Below are 20,076 nucleotides of genomic sequence, written 5' to 3'. Positions count from 1 at the left end.
GAGCTCACCCCCTGCGAGGTCGCGACGCGCTCGCCCAGCCTTCACATGTCGCCGTCCCATGACGGCGATGCATTGGAAAACCCTTTCTCCAGGGAAATTTAGGGGCGTGGTAATGAAGACGTTTCTACTCGGCACTGTCTTTGGTCTTGGCTTGGCGGCGGGCCCGACCTTTGCCGCCGATCTGTCCTATCCGGTCAAGGCGCCGCGCATCGCGGCCGTCCCAGTGTTGTCCTGGACCGGCTTCTATATCGGCGCCAATGTCGGCTTTGGCGGCGACAAGTTCAACTATCCGTTCCAGGCATTCCAGCGGCAGCTTCAGGCGGAAGCGCCTGCGCTCGAATCGAGCATCGCCGGCAATCTCAACCTGAACTCGAGCGGTTTCTTCGGCGGTGGCCAGATCGGCTACAATTATCAGTTCGCCAACAATGTGGTCGCCGGCATCGAAGCCGATTTCGAATGGTCGGGTATCGAGGGCAAGCTCGCGGGCGCCGCGCTCTTCACCGCTCCGGGCGTCGTCGGCAACGCAAGCTTCGACATCGGATCCGAGATCGAATGGTTCGGCACCGTTCGCGGTCGCCTCGGCTACACCTGGGACAGGGTCCTTCTCTACGCGACCGGCGGCGCGGCTTACGGCAAGGTCAAATCGCACGCCAGCTTCAACGCCAATGGACTTGTCGGTCCGCTGCCGGCCGTGATCTCGGCGAGCGACACGCAATGGGGCTGGACCGCGGGCGCCGGTCTCGAATACGCCTTCGCGCCGAACTGGTCCTTCAAGACCGAATATCTCTACGTCGACCTTGGCAGCCACACCGTGTTCAACAGCGCGGTCGATGACGTCGCCAACGGCTTCTTCTCGAGCGCCAGCATGGACGTCAGCACCAAGCTTCACACGGTCAAGGCCGGCGTCAATTACAGGTTCTGAGCGAATCCACGATCTTCAATGACCTTAGGGCTGCGGCATCGCCGCAGCCCTCGCCGTTTCCGGCTCTGCTCAACCGCCACCGAATCGATCGAATTGTAGTGAATTCGCTCCCGTTCCTTTAAGGTCGGGCGGATAGCTGGTCGTGCTGGGGAAAGGTCCGGAGTTGTGGTCCTTGTTCGATATGTTCACCGTCGGGCTGTTGGCCGAGGCCGCATGCGCGATTGGCTGCTTGATCGTTGTGATCACATGGGTGCGGGATCGCTCCACTAAGTCCTATTCCTGGTGGATCCTCGGGTTCCTGCTGTCCTTTCTTGGCGTCATTCTTGCGGCACAGCGCCAGACGCTGCCCCAGCTCTCGGCGTTCGGCGTTCCCGGCTTTTTCGCCCTGTTTGGCGCGGGCGCGCTCTGGTGCGGTGTGCGTGTTTTCGACCAACGACCGCTACCTGTATTGGCCTTGCTGCCGCCGCTGATATGGGCAGTGGGCCTGCCGTTCGCGTATCCGAGCTACGCGCTTCGCCAGATCGATTACAATCTCGCGATCGGCACGATGACGCTGCTGATCGGCCTCGATCTCTGGCGTTCATCGTCCCGGGAACTTTCGCCGCGGCTCTGCATCGCGCTGATCTGCCTGTTTGAGACGGTGGTCAGTTACAGCCAGGCCATTGCCATCTTCGTCATGCGCGACGAAATCGGCGCGGGCCCGCTCCGGGGGTGGCTCACCTTTGCGCCGTTCCAATCCGCCGTCGCGATGGTGGCGATCGTCGTCCTCGGCATTCTGATGATCGGCGAGCGTTCCGAACGCCGGCTCCGCGATCTCGCGATGAACGATCAGTTGACCGGCGTCCTCAATCGACGCGGCTTCTTCGAGACCTGCGCAGCCCGGCTTGCCAAACTATCCGGCAAGTCGTGCGAGATCGCGATTGCCCTCTTTGACATCGACTACTTCAAGGCCATCAACGACAAGCATGGCCATCCTGCCGGAGACGAGGTCATCGCCGAGTTCGCCAGGCGCGCCGCGCGCGCGATCCGCCAGGGCGACGTCTTCGGCAGGATCGGCGGGGAAGAGTTCGCGCTGCTGCTGCCGAACACCACGATCAACGATGCAAGGCTCGTCGTCGATCGAGTTCGCGCCACGTTCAGCGATGCGCCGATCCTTCATGACAACATTCAAATCATGGCCACCGCGAGCGCGGGGATATCGATCGCCGACGCTCGAGACATCGTCCTGGATCGGCTGATGTCGGCAGCCGATTCCGCCCTGTACGCGGCGAAGAAGGCGGGACGCAATCGGACCAGCATCCTGCACCCGGTGACGCCGACCGATCGCGACGCTGCGCCGATCGTCCGCAGCTCGTCCTGACTTGCCTGGAGCCTAGCCGTCGAACCCCGCCGGGATGAAGGCCGGCAGCTTTTCCTCGATGAACTGCTTCACCTGCGGTGAGTTGAAGACCTGGATGAACGCCTTCAGGCGCGGGTCGTCCTTCTTGTCGGCACGGGCGGTGAAGCGCAGCACCAGGCCGTCATCGATGGTGCGGTCGATGATCAGCGCCGATTTCGGATCGCCGCCGGCCGGGATCAGATAGGTGACGTTGACGAGCGCCAGCGTGACGTCATCGAGCGAACGATAGGTCTGCGCGGGATCGAGCTCGACGATCTTCAGGTTCTTAGGGTTTTCGATGATGTCGAACTTGCTCACCGCGAAACCTTTGCCCGGCGTCAGCTTGATCAGGCCGGCGCGTTCGAGCAGGATCAATCCGCGCGCCCCGTTCAAGGGCTCGTTGGGAATCGCGACGCTGTCGCCGGACTTGATCTCGTCGAGGCTCTTGATCTTCTTCGAGAACAATCCGACCGGCGCGATCACGCCCACCTTGTCGACCTGAACGAGATTGAAGCCGCGCTGCTTGTTCTGCAGCGCCAGGTAAGTCCCGTGCTGGAACAGGTTCGCATCGACATCGCCGCTGTTGACCACTTCGTTCAGCGCCACCCAGTCGCTGAGCTCGACAATCCTGACGTCCTGCCCCTTCTCCTTGGCGAGCTTGGCCGCATAGCCAGCCAACTGCCCGACCGGGCCGGCACTGGTCGCGATCTTCAGCGGCTCGTCGGCAACCGCGACTGTGGCGAGGGCAAGCAACAGGCCGGCGGCCTGCGCCATACGCATGAACGTCTTCATCTTGTCAGGTCCATCTCTTCTCGAAGGATCGTATGAGGCGGCCTCGCGAGCGCCGTTGACGAATGATGCTTGCCGGTCTCTGCGCTGTCGAGGCGTCGGAGAGAATAGCGATGCGCGTGCTGCGGCTTTGGCCTGACGCGGCGGTAATCTTTCATCCGCCGCGGCAAATTGAAAACAACGTCGTCCGGCTGGCGTGATAGTTTCCGCGAAACACGAACCCGTTGCGGAGAACGGCTGATGACGAGACCGCGAGAACTTCGCTTCAACGCGTTCAACATGACCGCGCCGAGCCACAACTGGGCCGGCCTGTGGTCGCATCCGCGCGATGCGTCGATCGACTACAACACGCTTGATTACTGGGTCGACTATGCCAGGACCGCGGAGCGCGGCCTGCTCGACGGCATCTTCCTTGCCGATGTATTCGGCGTCTACGACGTCTATGGCGGCAATCCGGATGCGGCGATCAGCCATGCCGTCCAACTGCCCAACGCCGAGCCGACGCTGCTGGTCTCCGCGATGGCGCTGGTCACCAAGCATCTCGGCTTCGGCATCACGTCGAACCTGACATTCGAGCATCCCTATCAATTCGCGCGCCGCTTCTCGACGCTCGATCATCTCACCAAAGGACGGATCGGCTGGAACATCGTGACCGGCTATCTCGACAGTGGCGCGCGCGGGATGGGCCTGCCCACCGCCCGCGCCCATGACGAACGCTACGACGCGGCGGAGGATTTTCTCGCCGCCGTCTACAAGCTCTGGGAAGGCAGTTGGGAGGATGACGCCGTCCGCCGCGACCGCGGCACGCGCCTGTTCGCCGATCCGGCGAAGGTCCATCGTGTCAGGCACGAAGGCTCGCATTATCGCGTCGACGGCATCCATCTCGCCGAACCGTCGCCGCAGCGCACGCCATTGTTGTATCAGGCGGGAACGTCACGGCGCGGCCGCGCCTTCGCCGCGAGGCATGCGGAAGCGATCTTCCTCAACGGCCAGACCCGGCCGATCCTCGCGCGAGCCGTCCGCGAGATCAGGGAGGCCGCAAAGGAATTCGGGCGCGATCCCTATGACATCAGGCTGTTTGCCGGCGCCACCGTGATCGTCGCGCCGACGCGCGCCGAAGCCAACGATCTACTGGAAGACTACGCCCGCCATGTCGACCAAGCCGGGCAGCTCGCGCTGCTCTCGGGATGGACCGGCATCGACTTCTCGACCTACCGTCCCGAAGAGGCCGTGCAATACGTCGAGAGCAATGCGATCCAGTCGATGGTCGAGAATTTTACGCTGCGCAGCGAGCGGCCGGTGAAGATCGGCGACCTTGCCAGCTTGAGCCACCTCGGCGCACGCTCACCCTTCGTGGTGGGCTCGCCGCAGGACGTGGCGGACGAACTGATCGCCTGGGCGGAAGAGACCGACGTGGACGGATTCAACCTGTTCCGTCTTGTCGTGCCGGAATCGCTGAACGCGTTCGTCGATCTGGTGGTGCCCGAATTGCAATCCCGCGGCGTCTACAAGACCGCCTATCGCGACGGCACCTTACGGGAGAAGCTGTTTCCGGGACACGGACCGCGCCTGCATGCGGCGCATCCAGGCGCGGGATTTCGCCGCCTGCCGACCGATGCCGTTCGATCCAACGCCGCCGAATAGTGTATTAGCCGTTCGGCAGCGCGAAGCGAACAAACGCCGCGTAGGGTGGGCAAAGGCGCTCTTTGCGCCGTGCCCACCATCAGGCACTCCGCTCGCAATGGTGGGCACGCTTCGCTTTGCCCACCCTACGTCAGGTCTATCACCACGTGGCGATATAGGTGCCCTTGAAGCGCTTATCGAGGAACTCCTTCACCTGTTGCGAGTGATAGGCGTCGACGAGTTGCTTGACCCGGGGCTTGTCCTTATCTTCCTCGCGCACAGCGATGATGTTGACCCACGGGCCATCTTTCGACTCATGCGCGATCGCGTCGGTCGCGGGATTGAGGCCGGCCTGCACCGCGTAATTGTTGTTGATCGAGACGAGGTCGACATCCTGCAGCGAGCGCGGGAGCTGTGCCGCGTCGAGCTCGACGAAGCGCAATTTCTTCGGATTTTCGGTGATGTCGGCAATCGTCGAGGCGACGTTGTTCGAGTCCTTCAGCTTGATCACGCCGTGGAGGGCAAGGATCATCAGTCCGCGCGCGCCGTTCGACGGATCGTTAGCGATCGCCACCCGTGCGCCCTCCGGCAGATCCGCCAGCTTCTTGTATTTCAGCGAGTAGACGCCCTGCGGCGAAGCGATGGTGTTGGCGACCTTCACGATCTTCCAGCCGGTCTTGGAGATCTGGTTCTTCAGATAAGGCTCATGCTGGAACGAGTTCGCTTCCAGATCCTTCAGCGCCAGCGCCTGATTGGGAATGACGTAGTCGGTGAATTCGACGACCTTGATGTCGAGGCCACGCTCGGCGGCCACCTTCTTCACCACCTCGAGGATCTCGGCGTGCGGCCCGGCGGTCACGCCAACCCGGATGGTTTCGGCCCTTGCGGCGCCGGCAAACAAGGCGGCTGCCGCAACGATCGCGGTAAAGATTCGCATAAAGCTCTCCAAAGATCACACAAACGTAACGCGGCTGGCACTAGCGCCGATCATTGGTGGCTTCAACCGCCTCGGTGACAAAACGACGAAACGGCTGCGATCATTCAACGTGGGGAACAAAACATTTGCTCTACATGGTGCAGCGCGATGCTTCTGTTCTCCGCAGCCGATCGGTCCTCCGTACGAACGGATGATGCAGCACGGTGACAGCATGTCACGCGAAACGTAATTCTCTTAATTGTCGTCCGCGGAGAATTTTGCACCACATCGGACGACTTCTCCGGAATTGCCACCGGCACGCGATTGATCGCAAATGAGGTTCCGGAATTCATCCGCATTATTTTGGAAGCCACAGATATGTTGTTCTCGCCTCGCCCGCGTTCGCAAGTTCCAGCCGCCTCCCGGATCAAACCCATCACGCGCCGGCTCGCCATGAGCGCGCTTGGCGTGCTGGCGATGATCTCGCTGGCGCGGCCTGCGATCTCGGAGGAAATCCGGATCGGTTACCAGAAATCCTCGACGCTCACCGCGATCCTCAAGACCAATGGTGAATTGGAGAAGGCGCTCGCGCCGCTCGGCATCACTGTGTCCTGGCACGAATTCACCAGCGGATTGCCGCTGCTCGAGGCCATCAATGTCGGCAGCGTCGATTTCGGCGCCGATGTCGCAGACACCGTGCCGATCTTTGCGCAGGCCGCCGGCGCCAAGCTCGCCTATGTCGCCGAGGAAGCCGCATCGCCGTCGGCGCAGGCGATTTTGGTGCCGAAGGACTCGCCCGTGAAATCTGTGGCCGATCTCAAGGGCAAGAAGGTCGCGGTGACAAAAGGCGCCGGCAGCCATTTCCTGTTGCTTGCAGCGCTCGCCAAGTCCGGCCTCACCTTCAAGGACATCACGCCCGCCTATCTGACACCGGCCGACGGCCGCGCAGCATTCGTCAGCAATAATGTCGACGCCTGGGTGGCCTGGGATCCCTTCCTCACCAGTGCCAGCCGCCAGTCCGGCGCGCGGATCCTTTCCGACGGCAGCAACGGACTCGCAAGCTACAAGCGTTACTATGTCGCCTCGGCTGCCTTTGCCGATCGCCGCGGCGACGCGCTCAACGTGATCTTCAACAAGCTTGCCGAGACCGGGAAGTGGGTGAAGGCCAACCCCAAGGATGCCGCAACCATTCTCGCCGGCCTCTGGGGCATCGACGCCGCGGCAGTGGAAGAAGCCAACAGCCATCGCTCCTACAAGGTCGGCGCAGTCACCGTTCCCGGACTATCAGAGCAGCAGCGCATCGCCGATGCGTTCGTCGCCGAAGGGTTGATCCCGAGAAAGGTCGATACGTCAGACGTCAAGATCTGGGCGCCGAAAGGATCCTGACGGCGCCCGTGAGGGCTCAACGATGGCGCAGCCGGCGGTTGACCCGGCGCGCCAGATAGTCGCCGGCGGTCTGCACCGTCTGTACCAGCGCGATCAGGACCACCACCACGGCCAGCATCATGCCCGGCATGAAGCGCTGATAGCCGTAGCGGATGCCGAGATCGCCCAGTCCGCCGCCACCGACTGCGCCGACCATGGCCGAATAGCCGAGCAGGCTGACCACCGCGAGCGTCAGCGACAGCACGAGCCCTGGCAGCGCCTCGGGGATCAGGACCTTGAGCACGACCTGCAGCGGGGTGGCGCCGAACGACGAGGCAGTTTCGATCAGGCCGGCATCGACCTCGCGGATCGCGCCCTCGACAAGGCGCGCGATGAACGGCGTCGAGGCGATGGTGAGCGGAACGATCGCCGCTCCCGAGCCGATCGAGGTTCCTGCGACAAGGCGCGTGAATGGGATGATCGCGACGACCAGGATGATGAAGGGCGTGGAACGCGTCGCGTTAACGATGACGCCAAGGATCGCATTCGCAGCCGGCGCGGCAAACAATTCGCCCTTGCGGCTGGTCGCGAGGAACACGCCGATCGGCAGGCCGAACAACGTGCCGAGCGAGGCGGAGACCGCGACCATGAACAGGCTTTCGCCGGTCGCCTGGATGATGAGATTGATGAGTTCAGGCGACATAGCCGAGGCGCTCCGCGGAAAACCGATGTTGGGCAAGGAAGGACAGCACGCGCGCAACCACGGCCTCGTCGCCGGGCACGCCAAGCGTCAGTGACCCGACCTGCTGGCCGCCGATCTCGTCGATCCGGGCCGACAACAGCGCCGCGTCGATCGCAAGCTCGCGCGACAGCCGCGCCACCAGCCGGTCGCCGCCATCGCCGCGGACGAGCACGCGGATCACGGCCTGGCCACCTGGCGTCGGTTGCTGCTGCAGCCGGCTCGACAAGGAAACCGGAACCGCGTCGCCGAGGACCTCGGAGAGAAAGCTCTGGGTAATCGCATGTTGCGGATGGGTGAAGATGTCGGCGACATGACCGCGCTCGACGATGTGCCCGGCATCGAGCACGATCACCTCCTTGGCGAGCTGTCGTACGACCGACATCTCGTGGGTGATCAGGATGATGGTCACGCCGAGCTCGCGGTTGATATTGGCGAGCAGGTCGAGAATCGAGCGCGTCGTCTGCGGATCGAGGGCCGAGGTTGCCTCGTCCGACAACAGCACGCTCGGCCGCGTCGCCAGTGCACGCGCGATGCCGATGCGCTGCTTCTGGCCGCCGGAGAGCTCCGACGGATAGCGATTGCGCTTGTCGGCGATATCGACGAGGTCGAGCAGCTCGGTGACGCGCGCGGCGATTTCGGGTTTCGACCAGCCGGCGATTTCAAGCGGCAAGGCGATATTGTCCGCCGCCGTCCGCGACGACAGCAGGTTGAAATGCTGAAAGATCATGCCGATCGAGCGTTGGGCCAGCCGCAGCTCGCGACCGGAAAGCGCCGAGATGTCGCTGCCATCGACGATGACGCGGCCAGTCGTCGGTTTCTCCAGCCCGTTGATCAGCCGGACCAGGCTCGACTTGCCGGCGCCGGAGCGGCCGATCACGCCGGTGATGGCGCCGCGGGGAATTGCGAAGTCGATGTCCTGCAGCGCCGTGACGCTCGGCTTACCGCGATAGGCGGGGTAGGTTTTCGAGACGGCCTCGAACCGCACCATCGCCTCCTTGGAGACGACATCGGGGGCGACGGGCGGAAATGCCTCCGGCGGTCGTGAGGCCGCGAGAGATTGATGCACATTCATTGCTGAAATCCGGTCTTTCGGCTGCGCGCTGCACTGCAAAATTACGCGAGCAGGGGCCGCTGGCAATTCCAGATATCGGCGGAGACGTAGGCCAAGCTTTCGTCGCTCGCCTCGGCAAGAGAAATTCCTTCCGCCAGACTGTGTGCTGGTTTTTTGGGCACCGACCGATCGCTAGCGTGAACCTGCCAACAATGCAGTTCCGTCGGCCGCCGCCGCGGACTGCGCCTGCCGCACGCGCGGGATGACCTCCCTGGCAAAACGCTCCATCTCCGCCTCGAACGGCTGGAACTGCAGCATGAACAGCTCGATGCCTGCTGTGTGGAATGCAAGGATGCGCGACGCCACCTCGTCATAGCTGCCGACAAGGCCGGCCGCCGTGCCGCCATTGCTGCCGACCCGCGCGGTCTTCTGCATCGTCTGCATCATCACGACCTTCGGATCGGTGTTCTGCTTCTGGATCGCCCGCATCGGCGCATCCTTGGCGGCGAGGTCCAGGAGCCGCCGGTACGCCGCCTGCGCCTCTTCGTTGGTCTGCCGCGTGACCACAAACGCCGAAAGGCCGAAGCGCAACGGCGCCGAAACCCGCGGCCGCGCCGCGACATCGGCAATCAGCGCCGCGACATCCGCGAGCGGCTGGCCATTGATGAACCAGACGTCGCCGTGATCGGCGACCAGCGCCCGCGCCGGCTCGGATTCGCCGCCGACATAGATCAGCGGCCGTTGCCGGTAGAGGTCGGCGGGCCGGAGTGCGTAGTCGCGCACGTCGAAATGCTCGCCCTTGTAGGTCAGCCGTTCGCCCTGCATCAGGCGCGACACCACGCTGATCCATTCACGGCCATAGGCATAGCGTGCGTCATGCTCGGCAAAGCCGATGCCCGCCTTTTCGAGTTCGGGCTTATTCCAGGCATTGACGAGATTGATCGCGAAGCGACCGCGGCTGATGTTCTCGATGCCGAGCGCCATCTTCGCCAGCACCACCGGATGATAGAGATACGGCTTGATGGCGGCGATGATCTCGATCCGGCTCGTCAGTGCCGCAAGCGCCGCCGCCGCGCTCCACGCCTCCAACTGATCGAGATCCTCCTGATGCGGATTGATGGTGTGCTGCGCGACCAGCGTGGAGTCATAGCCGAGCCGTTCCGCCGCAAGCACCAGATCGCGGTTGCGCTCCCACGACGCATCATAGGGTTCTTCCGGATCCTGATGCGCGGCACGCGGTCCATGAACCAATGCCCAGATGCCGAAACGAAGCGGTCGTGCCGTCATTTGTGATTTCTCTCGAATTGCGCGCATCATGCCGTGGTGGAAGCGCGGCTGTTTTCGCCAAAGCGCGAAGCGAGATCAAGCGCAGCCGCGGTGAAAGATATTCTTTGCCGTCTTGCGCGCGCAAAGAAACCAGAAAACTCTCCGGCACCAGACAATTGGAAAACCGCTCTATTTCTGTCCGGCTAAATTCGTGGGAGATTTCGCGACATATGGAAGGGCGTGCACTCACGCGGCGGAGCGCCGCAGTTGGGTGAATGCTCCGATGTGCCTCGCGCGTGGCATCCTGATGTCGCTTCATCGGCGCGCGCATCATGCAACACGATGAAGCGAGGACGACGTTGTCTTGAGCAACCTGGAACAAACCGTTTCCCCGGCCGAATTTGATGGGACCGAGAGCAAGGACGGCGCGGCTGCATCCCCGCGGAAACCATTCGAGCTGAGCCGCCGCGGACTGCAACTGCTCTCCTGGCTCGCGCCGGTGACCCTGCTCGTCGTTTGGGAAGTGCTGGCGCAGGCCGGATGGCTGTCGCCGCACGTGTTGCCGGCACCAAGCAAGGTCGTCAGGACGGCGTTCAAGCTTGTGACCACCGGAAGCCTGCTCAACGATCTCGGCATCAGCCTGCTGCGTGCTGTGGCCGGCTTTGCGATCGGCGGCGCCATCGGCTTTGCGCTTGGCATGCTGGTCGGCTTCTCGCGCATCGCGGAGGCCGCAATCGACCGCAGCGTGCAGATGATCCGCGCAATCCCGTTCCTGGCGGCGCTGCCGCTCGTGATCGTCTGGCTCGGCGTTGGAGAGGCCGAGAAGATCTTCCTGGTCGCGCTTGGCGTCACCTTCCCGATCTACATCAACACCACGTTGGGGATTCGCCAGGTCGATCCGAAACTGATCGAACTCGGACGCATCCAGGGTCTTGGCACGCTTGAATTGATCCGGCGGATCATCCTGCCGGGCGCCCTGCCTTCGATCCTGACCGGCGTGCGCTATGCACTCGCGACCGCATGGCTCGCCTTGGTGGTGGCCGAGACCATCGGCGCGCAGTCCGGCATCGGCTTCCTCGCGATGGATGCCCGCGAATTCCTGCGCACGGACGTGATCGTACTGACGATCGTGATCTATGCGCTGATCGGCGTCGCTGCGGACGCGATCGCGCGCTTGCTCGAGCGGCGCTTGCTCGCCTGGCACCCGAACTATGGAGGCGCGCGATGACCCTTCATGTCGTGCCCTCCTCCGTTGCCTCGCCCGCGGTGGTGGTGACCAACCTGCGCCGTGCCTATGGCAAGCGCGTGGTGATCGAAAACCTCAGTCTGCGCATCGAGCGCGGCGAGTTCGTGGCGCTGCTCGGCGAAAGCGGTTGCGGCAAGACCACGCTGCTGCGCGCGCTGGCCGGGCTCGACCCAATCGACGGCGGCCGCATCGTGGCGCCACGACGTCCGGCGGTCGTGTTCCAGGAGCACCGCCTGCTGCCGTGGGACAGTCTTTGGCGCAACGTGTCGCTCGGACTCCAGGTGAAGGATCCGCGCGAACGCGCGGCAGCAGCGCTGGCCGAGGTCGGCCTCGGCGACCGGCTCGATGACTGGCCGCGCAACCTTTCCGGCGGGCAGGCCCAGCGCGTCGCGCTGGCACGCGCCCTGGTGCAGCAGCCGGAGCTATTGCTGCTCGATGAACCCTTTGCCGCGCTCGACGCGCTGACCCGTATCCGCATGCACGATCTCGTCCGCGAACTGGTGGCAAACCATCGGCCGGGCGTCCTGCTCGTGACACATGACGTGGACGAAGCGATTGCGCTCGCCGACCGCATCCTCGTGATGCGCGAGGGCCGGATCGCGTTTGAGCATCGAACCAAAAGGGATGGCGCTGGCCGCATTGCGCGATCCGAGCTGCTCGCAGAGCTTGGCGTCGTTGCGTCTCACCATACAGCTTGAGCTCTTCGGAAGGACCGTTCATCCATGTCTAATTTCTCGTCTGCCAACCCCTCCCGCCGGCGTTTTCTCGGCTCCGCCGCCGCGGGCCTTGGCGTGCTTGGCGGCTTCGGCTTGCCCAAGACCGCGCGGTCGGCGACCGGCCGCACCACCGACACGGTCCGCCTGACCTGGGGACTCAGCGGCCTCAACCTGATCGCAAAGGAGCGCGGCGAGTTCGACAAGCTCTTGGCAAAGGACGGCATCAAGGTCGAATGGCTCGGACCGTTCCCGAACCATGCCCCGACGCTGCAGGCGGTGACGGGCGGCAGCGCGGACTTCAGCTTCGGCGGCAGCACCACGCCGGCGCTGGCCGCGATCATCGCCGGCTCGCCGCTGGTATTCACGCAATTCGTCGTTTACGAGCCACGCACCACCGCGATCATCGCCAAGGACGATTCCGGCATCAACAAGATCGAAGATCTCGTCGGCAAATCGGTTGCGGTGAACCGTTCAGGGCTCGGCGAATTCCTTCTGGTCGCGGCTTTGGAGAAGCACAAGGTCGACCGCTCCGCGGTGAAATTCGTCTATCTCAATCCGCCCGACGCGGCGCCGGCGCTGGCCTCCGGCAAGGTCGATGCGTGGTCGATGTGGAGCCCCGGCGTCGACATTGCGCGGCTCGAATACAAGGCGCACGATATCTTCCTGGAGGGGCGCGACCTTGATTTCCAGATCGACTACACCTCCTATCTGACCACCCGCAAATTCGCGACCGACAATCCGGCGCTGGTCCGCGCTGTCAACGACGCCTTCCGCGCCGAGGGCAAATGGATTTCCGAGAACAGCAAGGACGCCGAGTACATCGCGCAGAAGGCCGGCAAGTACAGCGACCAGGTGCGCGATCAGTTCATCGCGCTGAACCGGCAATATCGTTACTTCCCGGTCAATGATGAAAGATTCCTCGCCGACTTGCAGAAGGCCGCCGACTGGCTGGTGGCGCGCAAGGTCTTGCCTGAGCCGGTCAAGATCACCGACCACCTCGCGCAACTCTGAACGATCATTCCAACTCCATCCAGGTCAAACGATGAACAAGCCTGTATCTGCACTTTCCTTGGGATCGTCGCACCGTCTCGATCCCCGCTCACCAGATGTTGAAGCGCTCCTGAAACATATTGCCGAAGGCGCCAGCGAGCGCGAGCGCGACCGTGTCCTTCCGTTCCAGGAGATCGACCTGATCCGCAAGGCGCGGCTCGGCGCGCTGCGGCTGCCAACGGCGGCCGGCGGCGCCGGCAGCACGATCCGCGAATTGTTCGAGGTCGTGATCCGCCTTGGCGAGGCCGACGCCAACGTCGCGCATATTCTGCGCAATCACTTCAGCGTGGTCGAGCGTCTGGTGCGCACGCCCAAGGACGAGCAGAGCCGGGAATGGCAGAAGGCGGTCGCGGGAGGCGCCATCATCGGACTTGCGACCACCGAATTGGAAAGCCCGAAGGTCGGCGACATCACGCCCAACACCACGTTGACGCCGGATGAGAACGGCGACTTCCTGCTGAACGGCACGAAATATTACAGCACCGGCACGCTGTATTCGGACTACGTCCTGGTGCGCGCCGCCGATCCGTCCGGAGCGACTGGCGCCACGATCATCCCGGTGAAGCGAGAAGGCATCGAGCTGATCGACGATTGGGACGGGCTCGGTCAGCGGCTGACGGCAACCGGTACGACCCATTTCCGCAACGTGAAGGTCAAACGGCAGGAGGTCGTGTTCGATGCGCCTGACATCGGCTACGGCGTGCCCTATTCGAACACGTTCGCGCAACTGTTCCTGACCGCGATCGTCGCCGGCATCGCCCGCGCCAGCCTGCGCGAGGCCGCTGCCCTCGTCCGCTCCCGCAAGCGTACCTTCTACTATGCGCCAAGCCAGACCCCGACCGACGATCCGCTGCTGCAGCAGACCGTGGGCCAGATCGCAAGCGGCGCCTTCGCCGCGGAGACCGTCGTGCTCGCGGCGGCCGACGCGCTTGACGTCGCGACCGATGCGTTCGACGCGGGTGCCGCCAACGCGGTCGAGGCCGCGCACGAGGCCGCGCTGCTGTCGGCAAAGGCCAAGATCGTGGCGGACGAATTCGCGATCCGCGCCGGCAGCCTGTTGTTCGACGTCGGCGGCGCCTCCGCCACCAAGAAGGTCACCAACTTCGACCGCCACTGGCGCAACGCGCGGACCCTATCCTCACACAACCCAACGACCTTCAAGGCGCGCTCGATCGGACAATACGAGATCAGCGGCACACCGCTGCCGGCGAAGGGCTTCTTCTAGAGCACGCGTCGGAAAAGCCCGCCCCGGGTTGCCGTGCTGACGCCGGAGGAACTCGCTTCGACTTCGACCTGGAGGTGTGATCTCGATCACAAATAAATCGGGCCAACCGCGCTAACGTCCGCCCCGCTTGCTGAATGTCTGCGGGGACAAAATCGATGGACGACGAGTTTTGCAGAGAAAGAGCGCGCGCGGTTCGGGCCATTGCGGAGCAAGCAGATCCATTCATCAAGCGGCGCCTGCTGCAGTTGGCTCACCACTATGAGCGACGCATTCGCCTGTCTGAAGGCAACAAGGATGACAGGGACCCGGATCGGAAGGTGCCGACCGAGTCCCAGATGAAGTCCGCCCGTGGCACCTAGCCCAGCACCGGCAGCGTGATGATCTCGTAGCCATGGCTGATGCTGCGTTTCAAGACGGGATCTTCAATGACATAATCGAAGCGGCTGGCCGGGCGGATGCCACCCTTGGCAGCGAAAGTGCCGCAGAACATGGCGCAGCCATCGGGCAGTCGGGCAGTGCCAAATCCGCGCTCGATCAGATCGGGCACCGGCAGCATTCCGCTCAGCGCGCCTTCCTGATAAAGCACGCGTTCGCCGTCGATCGTCGCCCAGGATCGCAGCATGATCTGATCCCAGTGGCTTTCGATTTCAGCGAGATCCCACAGCATTGGCGCCACGGGCTTGTCGCACATCTGCTTTGATACCGTGATGTTGTAGGTCTCGACCTTGCGGTCGGTATGATCGGAGCCGACGCCGACGAACGTACGCCCTTCGAATCCAAACAGCACGAACTCGACCTCCCCGCTCGATTCGGTGCCGGTGCATTCAATGCTGCTGGCGGTCGTCAGCCTGCGCGCGGCACATCGGTAATAGATCGGGGTCGAAGCCGGAGGCGCGATGCCGATCGCCGCGAGCTCGGCAATGTGCTTGTCGCGCGCGACCGGATCGCGCCCGGTCCAGCCGGCGATCACCGCCTGCGTGATCGACAGTTTGAGCGGCGTGGTGGCGTTCTTGGCAACCAAAGTGAATTCGATATCGTTCTTCATGTCTGTTCCATGTGGCGTGCTCGATTTTCTTAAGCCGAGCTTTACAGGCTACGATCCGGGGTGAGTTGATTGCGATTGACGCGCAGTTCGATGACGGTCGGTAGATCCGCCCTTGCCGCCCGGGCAAAGGCATCGGGGAATTGATCGTGGTGATCGACGATCTCGCCATGCGCCCCATACGACTTCGCCAGGGCCCCGAAATCTGGATTCAGCAGGTCCGTGCCGCTCGGCCTGGCCGGAAAATGGTTTTCCTGATGCATCCGGATCGAGCCGTACATGCCGTTGTTGACGATGATGACAATGATCGGAAGCTTGTGCTGAACTGCGGTCGCGAACTCCTGCGACGCCATTATGAAGCAGCCGTCGCCGGCGAGACAGACCACCGTACGCTTCGGGTGACGCAGCTTCGCTGCGATCGCGGCCGGCAGCCCATAGCCCATCGAGCCGGACTTCGGCGCAATCTGGGTACCGAGTTGCCGGTAGCAGTAGTAGCGATGCAGCCAGATCGTGTAGTTCCCGGCGCCATTGGTGACAACGGCATCATCAGGCAGCACGCGATTGAGATGGGCGATCACCTTGGAGAGATCGAAGCTCGCCGTCTCCGGCCGTGGCGACTGATAATCGACCAGAGCCTGGCGTGACTCCTCGCGCCAGCCAGCCCACGGCTTTGCATCCAGTGGCCGCAGCTTCGCAAGCGCGGCGACGAAATTGGACGATTTCGATTGGATCGCGAGCGTCGGATTATAGGTCCGGCCGAGCTCCTCGGCTCCAGGAAACACGTGGATCAGGACTTGCTTTGGCGTCGGCACGTCGAGCAACGAAAAATGGTTGGTGGTCACATCACCAAGCCGGTCCCCGATCACCAGCAGCAGGTCTGCCGCCTTGACGCGCTCCATCAGGGCCTTGCTGCAGCCCAGGCTGAGATCACCGACATAGTGCGGGCTTCGATTATCCAGCACATCCTGCGACCGGAACCCTGCGACGACCGGCAGGTCGTTGCGCGTGACGAACGCCTTGAATTGCTCGGCCGCCTCCGGCGTCCAGCCGAGATTGCCGATGATGACGAGCGGCTTTTGCGCTCGACTGAGCAGTTCGCCGACCTGCGCTATTTGCTGATCTGACGGCGCGGTCTCGACAATCTGCGCAGGGAGCGCATCGGCGACATCGCTCGTGCTACTCAGGACGTCTTCGGGGAGCGACAGCACCACCGGGCCGGGGCGTCCCTGCATCGCGATGTGGACGGCACGATTGACGAACTCGGGAATCTGGTCCGGTGACTCGACCTCGCCGACCCACTTCGTCATGTCGTCGAACGTTCTGACGTAGTTGATCTCCTGGAACGCCTCGCGACCGCGGTGGCTGCGCGGCACCTGTCCGATGATCAGGATCATCGGCGTCGAATCCTGCCAGGCGGTGTGCAACCCGATCGCGGCGTGCATCGCGCCGGGGCCGCGGCTGACGACGCAAACGCCGGGACGTCCGGAAATCTTGCCGTCCGCTTCCGCCATGTGCGAAGCCGTGGCCTCATGACGACAGGTGACGAAGTGGATGCCTGCATCCAGCAGCGAATCGAAAATCGGCAGCGCGCTCTCGCCGGGCACGCCGAACATTCGGTCGATGCCATTGACGCGTAATGCGGAGACCAATAGCTGGCCGCCGCTGCGCAAAGCCGTTACCGGACCGGCCGGTTGCTCCGGATCATGCTTGTTCACGCGCTCGTTCCTGATTGCGTTACGGCGCCTTGCTGGCCGCTCACTCCTGGAAGACTTCGACGCGGCGCTGCCGCACCGTCGGCATCATGATCGAGATCAGCAAGGCTGCCGAGATCAGGAGCAGCGCGAGACTTATCGGCCGCTGCAGGAAGACCATGGGATCGCCATGCGAGGTGATCAGGCTGCGCCGAAAGTTCTCCTCAACCATGGGTCCGAGCACAAAGCCCATCAACAATGGCGCCGGCTCGGCGTCGAGCTTGCGCAGGACGTAACCCAGCAGGGAAAAGCCGACCGTCATGTAAACGTCAAAACTCGAATTATTCACCGAGTAGACGCCGATGGCGCAGACGACGACGATGACCAGATAAAGCAGCCGGTAGGGAACCGCGAGCAAACGAACCCAGATCCCGATCATCGGCAGATTGATGATCACCAGCATTGCGTTGCCGAGGAACATGCTCGCGATCAGGCCCCAGAACAGGTCTGGCTGCCGGGAGATGATCATCGGTCCGGGCGCGATGCCGTGCAGCGTCAACGCACCAACCATCAGCGCCATGGTGGCGCTGGTCGGGATGCCCATCGTCAGCAGCGGCACGAACGAAGTCTGCGCCGCAGCGTTGTTGGCGCTTTCCGGCCCCGCCACGCCTTCAATGGCGCCATTGCCGAACCGCGACCGGTCACGCGCCACGCGCTTCTCGAGGGCGTAGGCGGAGAACGACGCGATGGTCGCGCCACCGCCCGGCAGGATGCCGAACAGCGTGCCGAGCGCGGTGCCGCGCAGAACCGCGCCCCATGCCCCTCGCAATGCGCTGAACGACGGCCAGATGGTGCCGATCCGCATCTTGTTGACGATGCGGACCGATGCCCCTTCGAGATTGGAGATCACTTCGGCGACGCCGAAAAGCCCCATGACGAGCGCGACGAAATTGATGCCGTCGGACAGTTCAACAAGCCCGAAGGTCATGCGGGCTTCGCCGGTGTTGAGGTCCATGCCGACCATGCCGAGCAGCAGGCCGAGAAAGATCATCGCGATGGCGCGAAACGCGGAGCCGTTGGCGAGCACCACGGCCGAGACGAGCCCGAGCACCATCAGCGAGAAATAGTCCGGCGAGGCGAACTGCTGCGTCATCAAGGCGAGCGGCGGTCCAAGCAGCGCGATGACGACGGTGCCGATGCATCCCGCGATGAAGGAGCCGATGGCCGCAATCGCGAGCGCCTCGCTCGCCCTGCCCTGCTGGGCCATCTTGTAGCCGTCGATGGCGGTGACCACGGAGGTGGATTCGCCGGGAATGTTGACCAGGATCGCCGTCGTCGACCCGCCATACTGCGCGCCGTAGTAGATGCCAGCCAGCATGATGATCGCGGAGACCGGACTGAGCGCATAGGTCGCCGGCAGCAACAGCGAGATCGTGGCGACCGGACCAAGGCCCGGCAACACACCGATCAACGTGCCGCAGATGGCACCGACCAGGCAGAAGAAGAGATTTATCGGCGTCGCGGCGACGGCGAAGCCATGACCAAGCTGGGCGAAGACATCGGTCATGGCAAGAGGTCCACCGGAATCTTGAGAAGCCACACAAAGATCACGGCCGAGGCCGCCGCGAGCAGCACGCCGCTCACGAGGCTCTGCCGCCAACGCGTCTCGACGGAGGCAAAATGCGCAATGGCCACCTGCGCGAGGATCGCGATGATCAACCCGGCACGCTCGACCAGCACGCCGAAAGCCGTGAACGACAGCAGGATGCAGATCAACGGCCGCAGATGGAACGATCCAATCGGACTGCCTTCGGCGAGCAGTCCCTTGACGGCGAGGCAAAGCCCCATGCCGAGCAGAACGAGCGCAAGCCCGAGCGGGAAGTAGCCCGGCCCCATCTCCAGGACGGTGCCAACTGAAAGCGTTCGAATATAAAGCAGTGCCACGATCGCAACCGCGATCAGCAGCAAGCCGGAATAGAAGTCGGTATTGTTGCCGCGTCCGGCAGATGACCTCATGCTGATATTGCCTCCCGCTGACCTATCCCGAGGCCAGTCAGTTCTTCTTCTCGGCGATTTCCTTGAGGAGTTCCCGCCACTGCTCGACTTCAGCTGCGATCTGCGCCTTGTATTCGTCAGGCGTGGTGAACACGGTCGAGGCGCCGACCACCGCCATGCTCTTCTTGACCTCGGGGTCCGCCGCCATCTTCTTCAGCACGTCCGACAGTTTGGCGATGATCGGGTCCGGCGTGCTGGCCGGTGCCATCAGGCCGTTCCATGACTCGACGCTGTAGCCCGGCGTCACCGTTTCAGACACCGTCGGCAATTGCGGCGCGAACTCGTTGCGCTTGGCCGACGTCACCGCCAGCGCGCGCACCTTGTTGGCTTCCATCTGCGGCAACGCATCAGTCATGTTGGTGAATGACAAATTGACCTCGCCCGACACTACAGCAGCCGTGGCCGGCGAACCGCCCTTGAACGGAACGTGGGTCATCTTGGTGCCGTTCCGCGCATCGAAGAGCTGCACCGAGTAATGCATCAGGCCGCCGGCGCCGCTGGACCCATAGCTCAGCTTGCCGGGGTTGGCCCTGGCATAGGCAACGAGATCCTGCATCGTGTTGATCGGGAGCGACGGGTTGACGATCACGGTCTGCGGAATCGTGCTGACGACACTGACCGGCTTGAAACTCTTCACCGGATCGTACGATGTCGTTTGCGCGACCGGGGCGACCGAAATGGCACCAACGCTGCAGATGCAGAGCGTGTAACCGTCGCCCGGCGACTTCGCCACGAGGTCGGAGCCGACAATGCCGCCGCCGCCGGCGCGATTGTCGACGATCACCGTCTGTCCCAATTCCTTCTCGAGATATCGCGCGGTGATGCGCGCGACTGAGTCGGTGTAGCCGCCGGGCGCATAGGGCACGACCAGCTTGATGGTCTTGCTCGGCCACTCCTGCGCCGATGCCGCCGTGGCGCTCAATGCCATGCCTGCCGACAGAATGGCCGCCGCAATTCGCATCATCTTTCGTTTCCCCGCCTGTGATCTATTGAGTGAAG

The 20,076-nt window shown here is 63.3% G+C and carries 19 protein-coding genes; 9 read left to right on the top strand and 10 right to left on the bottom strand.

Annotated elements, in window-relative coordinates; translation table 11 throughout:
* The first annotated feature begins 112 nt into the window (after nucleotides 1–112).
* Nucleotides 113–922, top strand: a complete 810-nt coding sequence (locus ACZXDY_RS03945; RefSeq protein WP_464344573.1) for an outer membrane protein — start codon at nucleotides 113–115, stop codon at nucleotides 920–922.
* Between the two features lie 142 nt (nucleotides 923–1,064).
* Complete coding sequence (locus tag ACZXDY_RS03940; RefSeq protein ID WP_464344572.1) at nucleotides 1,065–2,282, top strand: GGDEF domain-containing protein; 1,218 nt, start codon at nucleotides 1,065–1,067, stop codon at nucleotides 2,280–2,282.
* 12 nt (nucleotides 2,283–2,294) lie between these two features.
* Here the strand turns inward: ACZXDY_RS03940 and ACZXDY_RS03935 are convergent, their stop codons facing one another.
* Nucleotides 2,295–3,092: a MetQ/NlpA family ABC transporter substrate-binding protein gene (locus tag ACZXDY_RS03935; protein WP_464344571.1), complete on the bottom strand. Its 798-nt coding sequence runs from the start codon at nucleotides 3,090–3,092 to the stop codon at nucleotides 2,295–2,297.
* 237 nt (nucleotides 3,093–3,329) lie between these two features.
* On the opposite strand from ACZXDY_RS03935, the gene ACZXDY_RS03930 reads away from it, so the two are divergent.
* Nucleotides 3,330–4,733, top strand: coding sequence for an LLM class flavin-dependent oxidoreductase (locus tag ACZXDY_RS03930; protein ID WP_464344570.1), 1,404 nt, complete (start codon nucleotides 3,330–3,332; stop codon nucleotides 4,731–4,733).
* A 139-nt stretch (nucleotides 4,734–4,872) separates the two neighbouring features.
* Here the strand turns inward: ACZXDY_RS03930 and ACZXDY_RS03925 are convergent, their stop codons facing one another.
* Nucleotides 4,873–5,649 (bottom strand): MetQ/NlpA family ABC transporter substrate-binding protein, encoded by a 777-nt coding sequence (locus tag ACZXDY_RS03925; RefSeq protein WP_464344569.1) that lies wholly within the window; start codon nucleotides 5,647–5,649, stop codon nucleotides 4,873–4,875.
* A 432-nt stretch (nucleotides 5,650–6,081) separates the two neighbouring features.
* On the opposite strand from ACZXDY_RS03925, the gene ACZXDY_RS03920 reads away from it, so the two are divergent.
* The gene (locus ACZXDY_RS03920; protein WP_464344609.1) at nucleotides 6,082–7,014 is read left to right on the top strand and encodes an aliphatic sulfonate ABC transporter substrate-binding protein; all 933 of its coding nucleotides are present in this window, start codon (nucleotides 6,082–6,084) and stop codon (nucleotides 7,012–7,014) included.
* 16 nt (nucleotides 7,015–7,030) lie between these two features.
* On the opposite strand, the gene ACZXDY_RS03915 is transcribed toward ACZXDY_RS03920, so the two are convergent.
* From ACZXDY_RS03915 to ACZXDY_RS03905, 3 genes are all read right to left on the bottom strand, one after another.
* Complete coding sequence (locus ACZXDY_RS03915; RefSeq protein WP_028162066.1) at nucleotides 7,031–7,696, bottom strand: methionine ABC transporter permease; 666 nt, start codon at nucleotides 7,694–7,696, stop codon at nucleotides 7,031–7,033.
* Complete coding sequence (locus tag ACZXDY_RS03910) at nucleotides 7,686–8,807, bottom strand: methionine ABC transporter ATP-binding protein (RefSeq protein ID WP_464344568.1); 1,122 nt, start codon at nucleotides 8,805–8,807, stop codon at nucleotides 7,686–7,688. The genes ACZXDY_RS03915 and ACZXDY_RS03910 overlap by 11 nt, the downstream gene beginning before the upstream one ends.
* Before the next feature lie 171 nt (nucleotides 8,808–8,978).
* Nucleotides 8,979–10,073 carry an LLM class flavin-dependent oxidoreductase gene (locus ACZXDY_RS03905; RefSeq protein WP_464344567.1) on the bottom strand — a complete coding sequence of 365 codons (1,095 nt, stop codon included), beginning with the start codon at nucleotides 10,071–10,073 and terminating at the stop codon, nucleotides 8,979–8,981.
* A gap of 436 nt (nucleotides 10,074–10,509) precedes the next feature.
* On the opposite strand from ACZXDY_RS03905, the gene ACZXDY_RS03900 reads away from it, so the two are divergent.
* The 5 genes from ACZXDY_RS03900 (at nucleotide 10,510) to ACZXDY_RS03880 (ending at nucleotide 14,648) form a co-directional block, all read left to right on the top strand.
* Complete coding sequence (locus ACZXDY_RS03900; RefSeq protein WP_464344608.1) at nucleotides 10,510–11,280, top strand: ABC transporter permease subunit; 771 nt, start codon at nucleotides 10,510–10,512, stop codon at nucleotides 11,278–11,280.
* Nucleotides 11,277–11,996, top strand: a complete 720-nt coding sequence (locus ACZXDY_RS03895) for an ABC transporter ATP-binding protein (protein ID WP_464344566.1) — start codon at nucleotides 11,277–11,279, stop codon at nucleotides 11,994–11,996. The genes ACZXDY_RS03900 and ACZXDY_RS03895 overlap by 4 nt, the downstream gene beginning before the upstream one ends.
* 24 nt (nucleotides 11,997–12,020) lie before the next feature.
* Nucleotides 12,021–13,025, top strand: coding sequence for an NrtA/SsuA/CpmA family ABC transporter substrate-binding protein (locus ACZXDY_RS03890; RefSeq protein ID WP_464344565.1), 1,005 nt, complete (start codon nucleotides 12,021–12,023; stop codon nucleotides 13,023–13,025).
* Between the two features lie 31 nt (nucleotides 13,026–13,056).
* Complete coding sequence (locus ACZXDY_RS03885) at nucleotides 13,057–14,289, top strand: acyl-CoA dehydrogenase family protein (RefSeq protein WP_464344564.1); 1,233 nt, start codon at nucleotides 13,057–13,059, stop codon at nucleotides 14,287–14,289.
* A 155-nt stretch (nucleotides 14,290–14,444) separates the two neighbouring features.
* Nucleotides 14,445–14,648 (top strand): hypothetical protein, encoded by a 204-nt coding sequence (locus ACZXDY_RS03880; protein ID WP_130224220.1) that lies wholly within the window; start codon nucleotides 14,445–14,447, stop codon nucleotides 14,646–14,648.
* Here ACZXDY_RS03880 and ACZXDY_RS03875 read toward each other — a convergent pair.
* The 5 genes from ACZXDY_RS03875 to ACZXDY_RS03855 are packed head-to-tail and all read right to left on the bottom strand — an operon-like array spanning nucleotide 14,645 to nucleotide 20,041.
* Nucleotides 14,645–15,334, bottom strand: a complete 690-nt coding sequence (locus tag ACZXDY_RS03875) for a DUF2848 domain-containing protein (protein WP_464344563.1) — start codon at nucleotides 15,332–15,334, stop codon at nucleotides 14,645–14,647. The genes ACZXDY_RS03880 and ACZXDY_RS03875 overlap by 4 nt on opposite strands.
* 41 nt (nucleotides 15,335–15,375) lie before the next feature.
* A complete protein-coding gene (locus ACZXDY_RS03870; RefSeq protein WP_464344562.1) occupies nucleotides 15,376–17,046 on the bottom strand; it encodes a thiamine pyrophosphate-binding protein in 1,671 nt (556 codons plus the stop codon).
* Between the two features lie 40 nt (nucleotides 17,047–17,086).
* Nucleotides 17,087–18,589 carry a tripartite tricarboxylate transporter permease gene (locus ACZXDY_RS03865; RefSeq protein WP_464344561.1) on the bottom strand — a complete coding sequence of 501 codons (1,503 nt, stop codon included), beginning with the start codon at nucleotides 18,587–18,589 and terminating at the stop codon, nucleotides 17,087–17,089.
* The gene (locus tag ACZXDY_RS03860; RefSeq protein WP_456641119.1) at nucleotides 18,586–19,038 is read right to left on the bottom strand and encodes a tripartite tricarboxylate transporter TctB family protein; all 453 of its coding nucleotides are present in this window, start codon (nucleotides 19,036–19,038) and stop codon (nucleotides 18,586–18,588) included. The genes ACZXDY_RS03865 and ACZXDY_RS03860 overlap by 4 nt, the downstream gene beginning before the upstream one ends.
* Before the next feature lie 37 nt (nucleotides 19,039–19,075).
* Nucleotides 19,076–20,041 carry a Bug family tripartite tricarboxylate transporter substrate binding protein gene (locus tag ACZXDY_RS03855; protein WP_464344560.1) on the bottom strand — a complete coding sequence of 322 codons (966 nt, stop codon included), beginning with the start codon at nucleotides 20,039–20,041 and terminating at the stop codon, nucleotides 19,076–19,078.
* Nucleotides 20,042–20,076 lie beyond the last annotated feature (35 nt).

The sequence above is a fragment of the Bradyrhizobium sp. LeoB3 genome (assembly GCF_055456055.1).
The sequence above is the reverse complement of the archived record's forward strand: the minus strand, read 5'-3'. Positions and strand labels throughout refer to the sequence as shown.

Excerpts from the sequence above, each read along its gene's own strand:
- ACZXDY_RS03945 (WP_464344573.1), top strand. The coding sequence starts at position 113 with ATGAAGACGTTTCTACTCGGCACTGTCTTTGGTCTTGGCTTGGCGGCG.
- ACZXDY_RS03935 (WP_464344571.1), bottom strand. The coding sequence starts at position 3,092 with ATGAAGACGTTCATGCGTATGGCGCAGGCCGCCGGCCTGTTGCTTGCC.
- ACZXDY_RS03930 (WP_464344570.1), top strand. The coding sequence starts at position 3,330 with ATGACGAGACCGCGAGAACTTCGCTTCAACGCGTTCAACATGACCGCG.
- ACZXDY_RS03925 (WP_464344569.1), bottom strand. The coding sequence starts at position 5,649 with ATGCGAATCTTTACCGCGATCGTTGCGGCAGCCGCCTTGTTTGCCGGC.
- ACZXDY_RS03920 (WP_464344609.1), top strand. The coding sequence starts at position 6,082 with ATGAGCGCGCTTGGCGTGCTGGCGATGATCTCGCTGGCGCGGCCTGCG.
- ACZXDY_RS03915 (WP_028162066.1), bottom strand. The coding sequence starts at position 7,696 with ATGTCGCCTGAACTCATCAATCTCATCATCCAGGCGACCGGCGAAAGC.
- ACZXDY_RS03910 (WP_464344568.1), bottom strand. The coding sequence starts at position 8,807 with ATGAATGTGCATCAATCTCTCGCGGCCTCACGACCGCCGGAGGCATTT.
- ACZXDY_RS03905 (WP_464344567.1), bottom strand. The coding sequence starts at position 10,073 with ATGACGGCACGACCGCTTCGTTTCGGCATCTGGGCATTGGTTCATGGA.
- ACZXDY_RS03895 (WP_464344566.1), top strand. The coding sequence starts at position 11,277 with ATGACCCTTCATGTCGTGCCCTCCTCCGTTGCCTCGCCCGCGGTGGTG.
- ACZXDY_RS03890 (WP_464344565.1), top strand. The coding sequence starts at position 12,021 with ATGTCTAATTTCTCGTCTGCCAACCCCTCCCGCCGGCGTTTTCTCGGC.
- ACZXDY_RS03885 (WP_464344564.1), top strand. The coding sequence starts at position 13,057 with ATGAACAAGCCTGTATCTGCACTTTCCTTGGGATCGTCGCACCGTCTC.
- ACZXDY_RS03880 (WP_130224220.1), top strand. The coding sequence starts at position 14,445 with ATGGACGACGAGTTTTGCAGAGAAAGAGCGCGCGCGGTTCGGGCCATT.
- ACZXDY_RS03875 (WP_464344563.1), bottom strand. The coding sequence starts at position 15,334 with ATGAAGAACGATATCGAATTCACTTTGGTTGCCAAGAACGCCACCACG.
- ACZXDY_RS03865 (WP_464344561.1), bottom strand. The coding sequence starts at position 18,589 with ATGACCGATGTCTTCGCCCAGCTTGGTCATGGCTTCGCCGTCGCCGCG.
- ACZXDY_RS03860 (WP_456641119.1), bottom strand. The coding sequence starts at position 19,038 with ATGAGGTCATCTGCCGGACGCGGCAACAATACCGACTTCTATTCCGGC.
- ACZXDY_RS03855 (WP_464344560.1), bottom strand. The coding sequence starts at position 20,041 with ATGATGCGAATTGCGGCGGCCATTCTGTCGGCAGGCATGGCATTGAGC.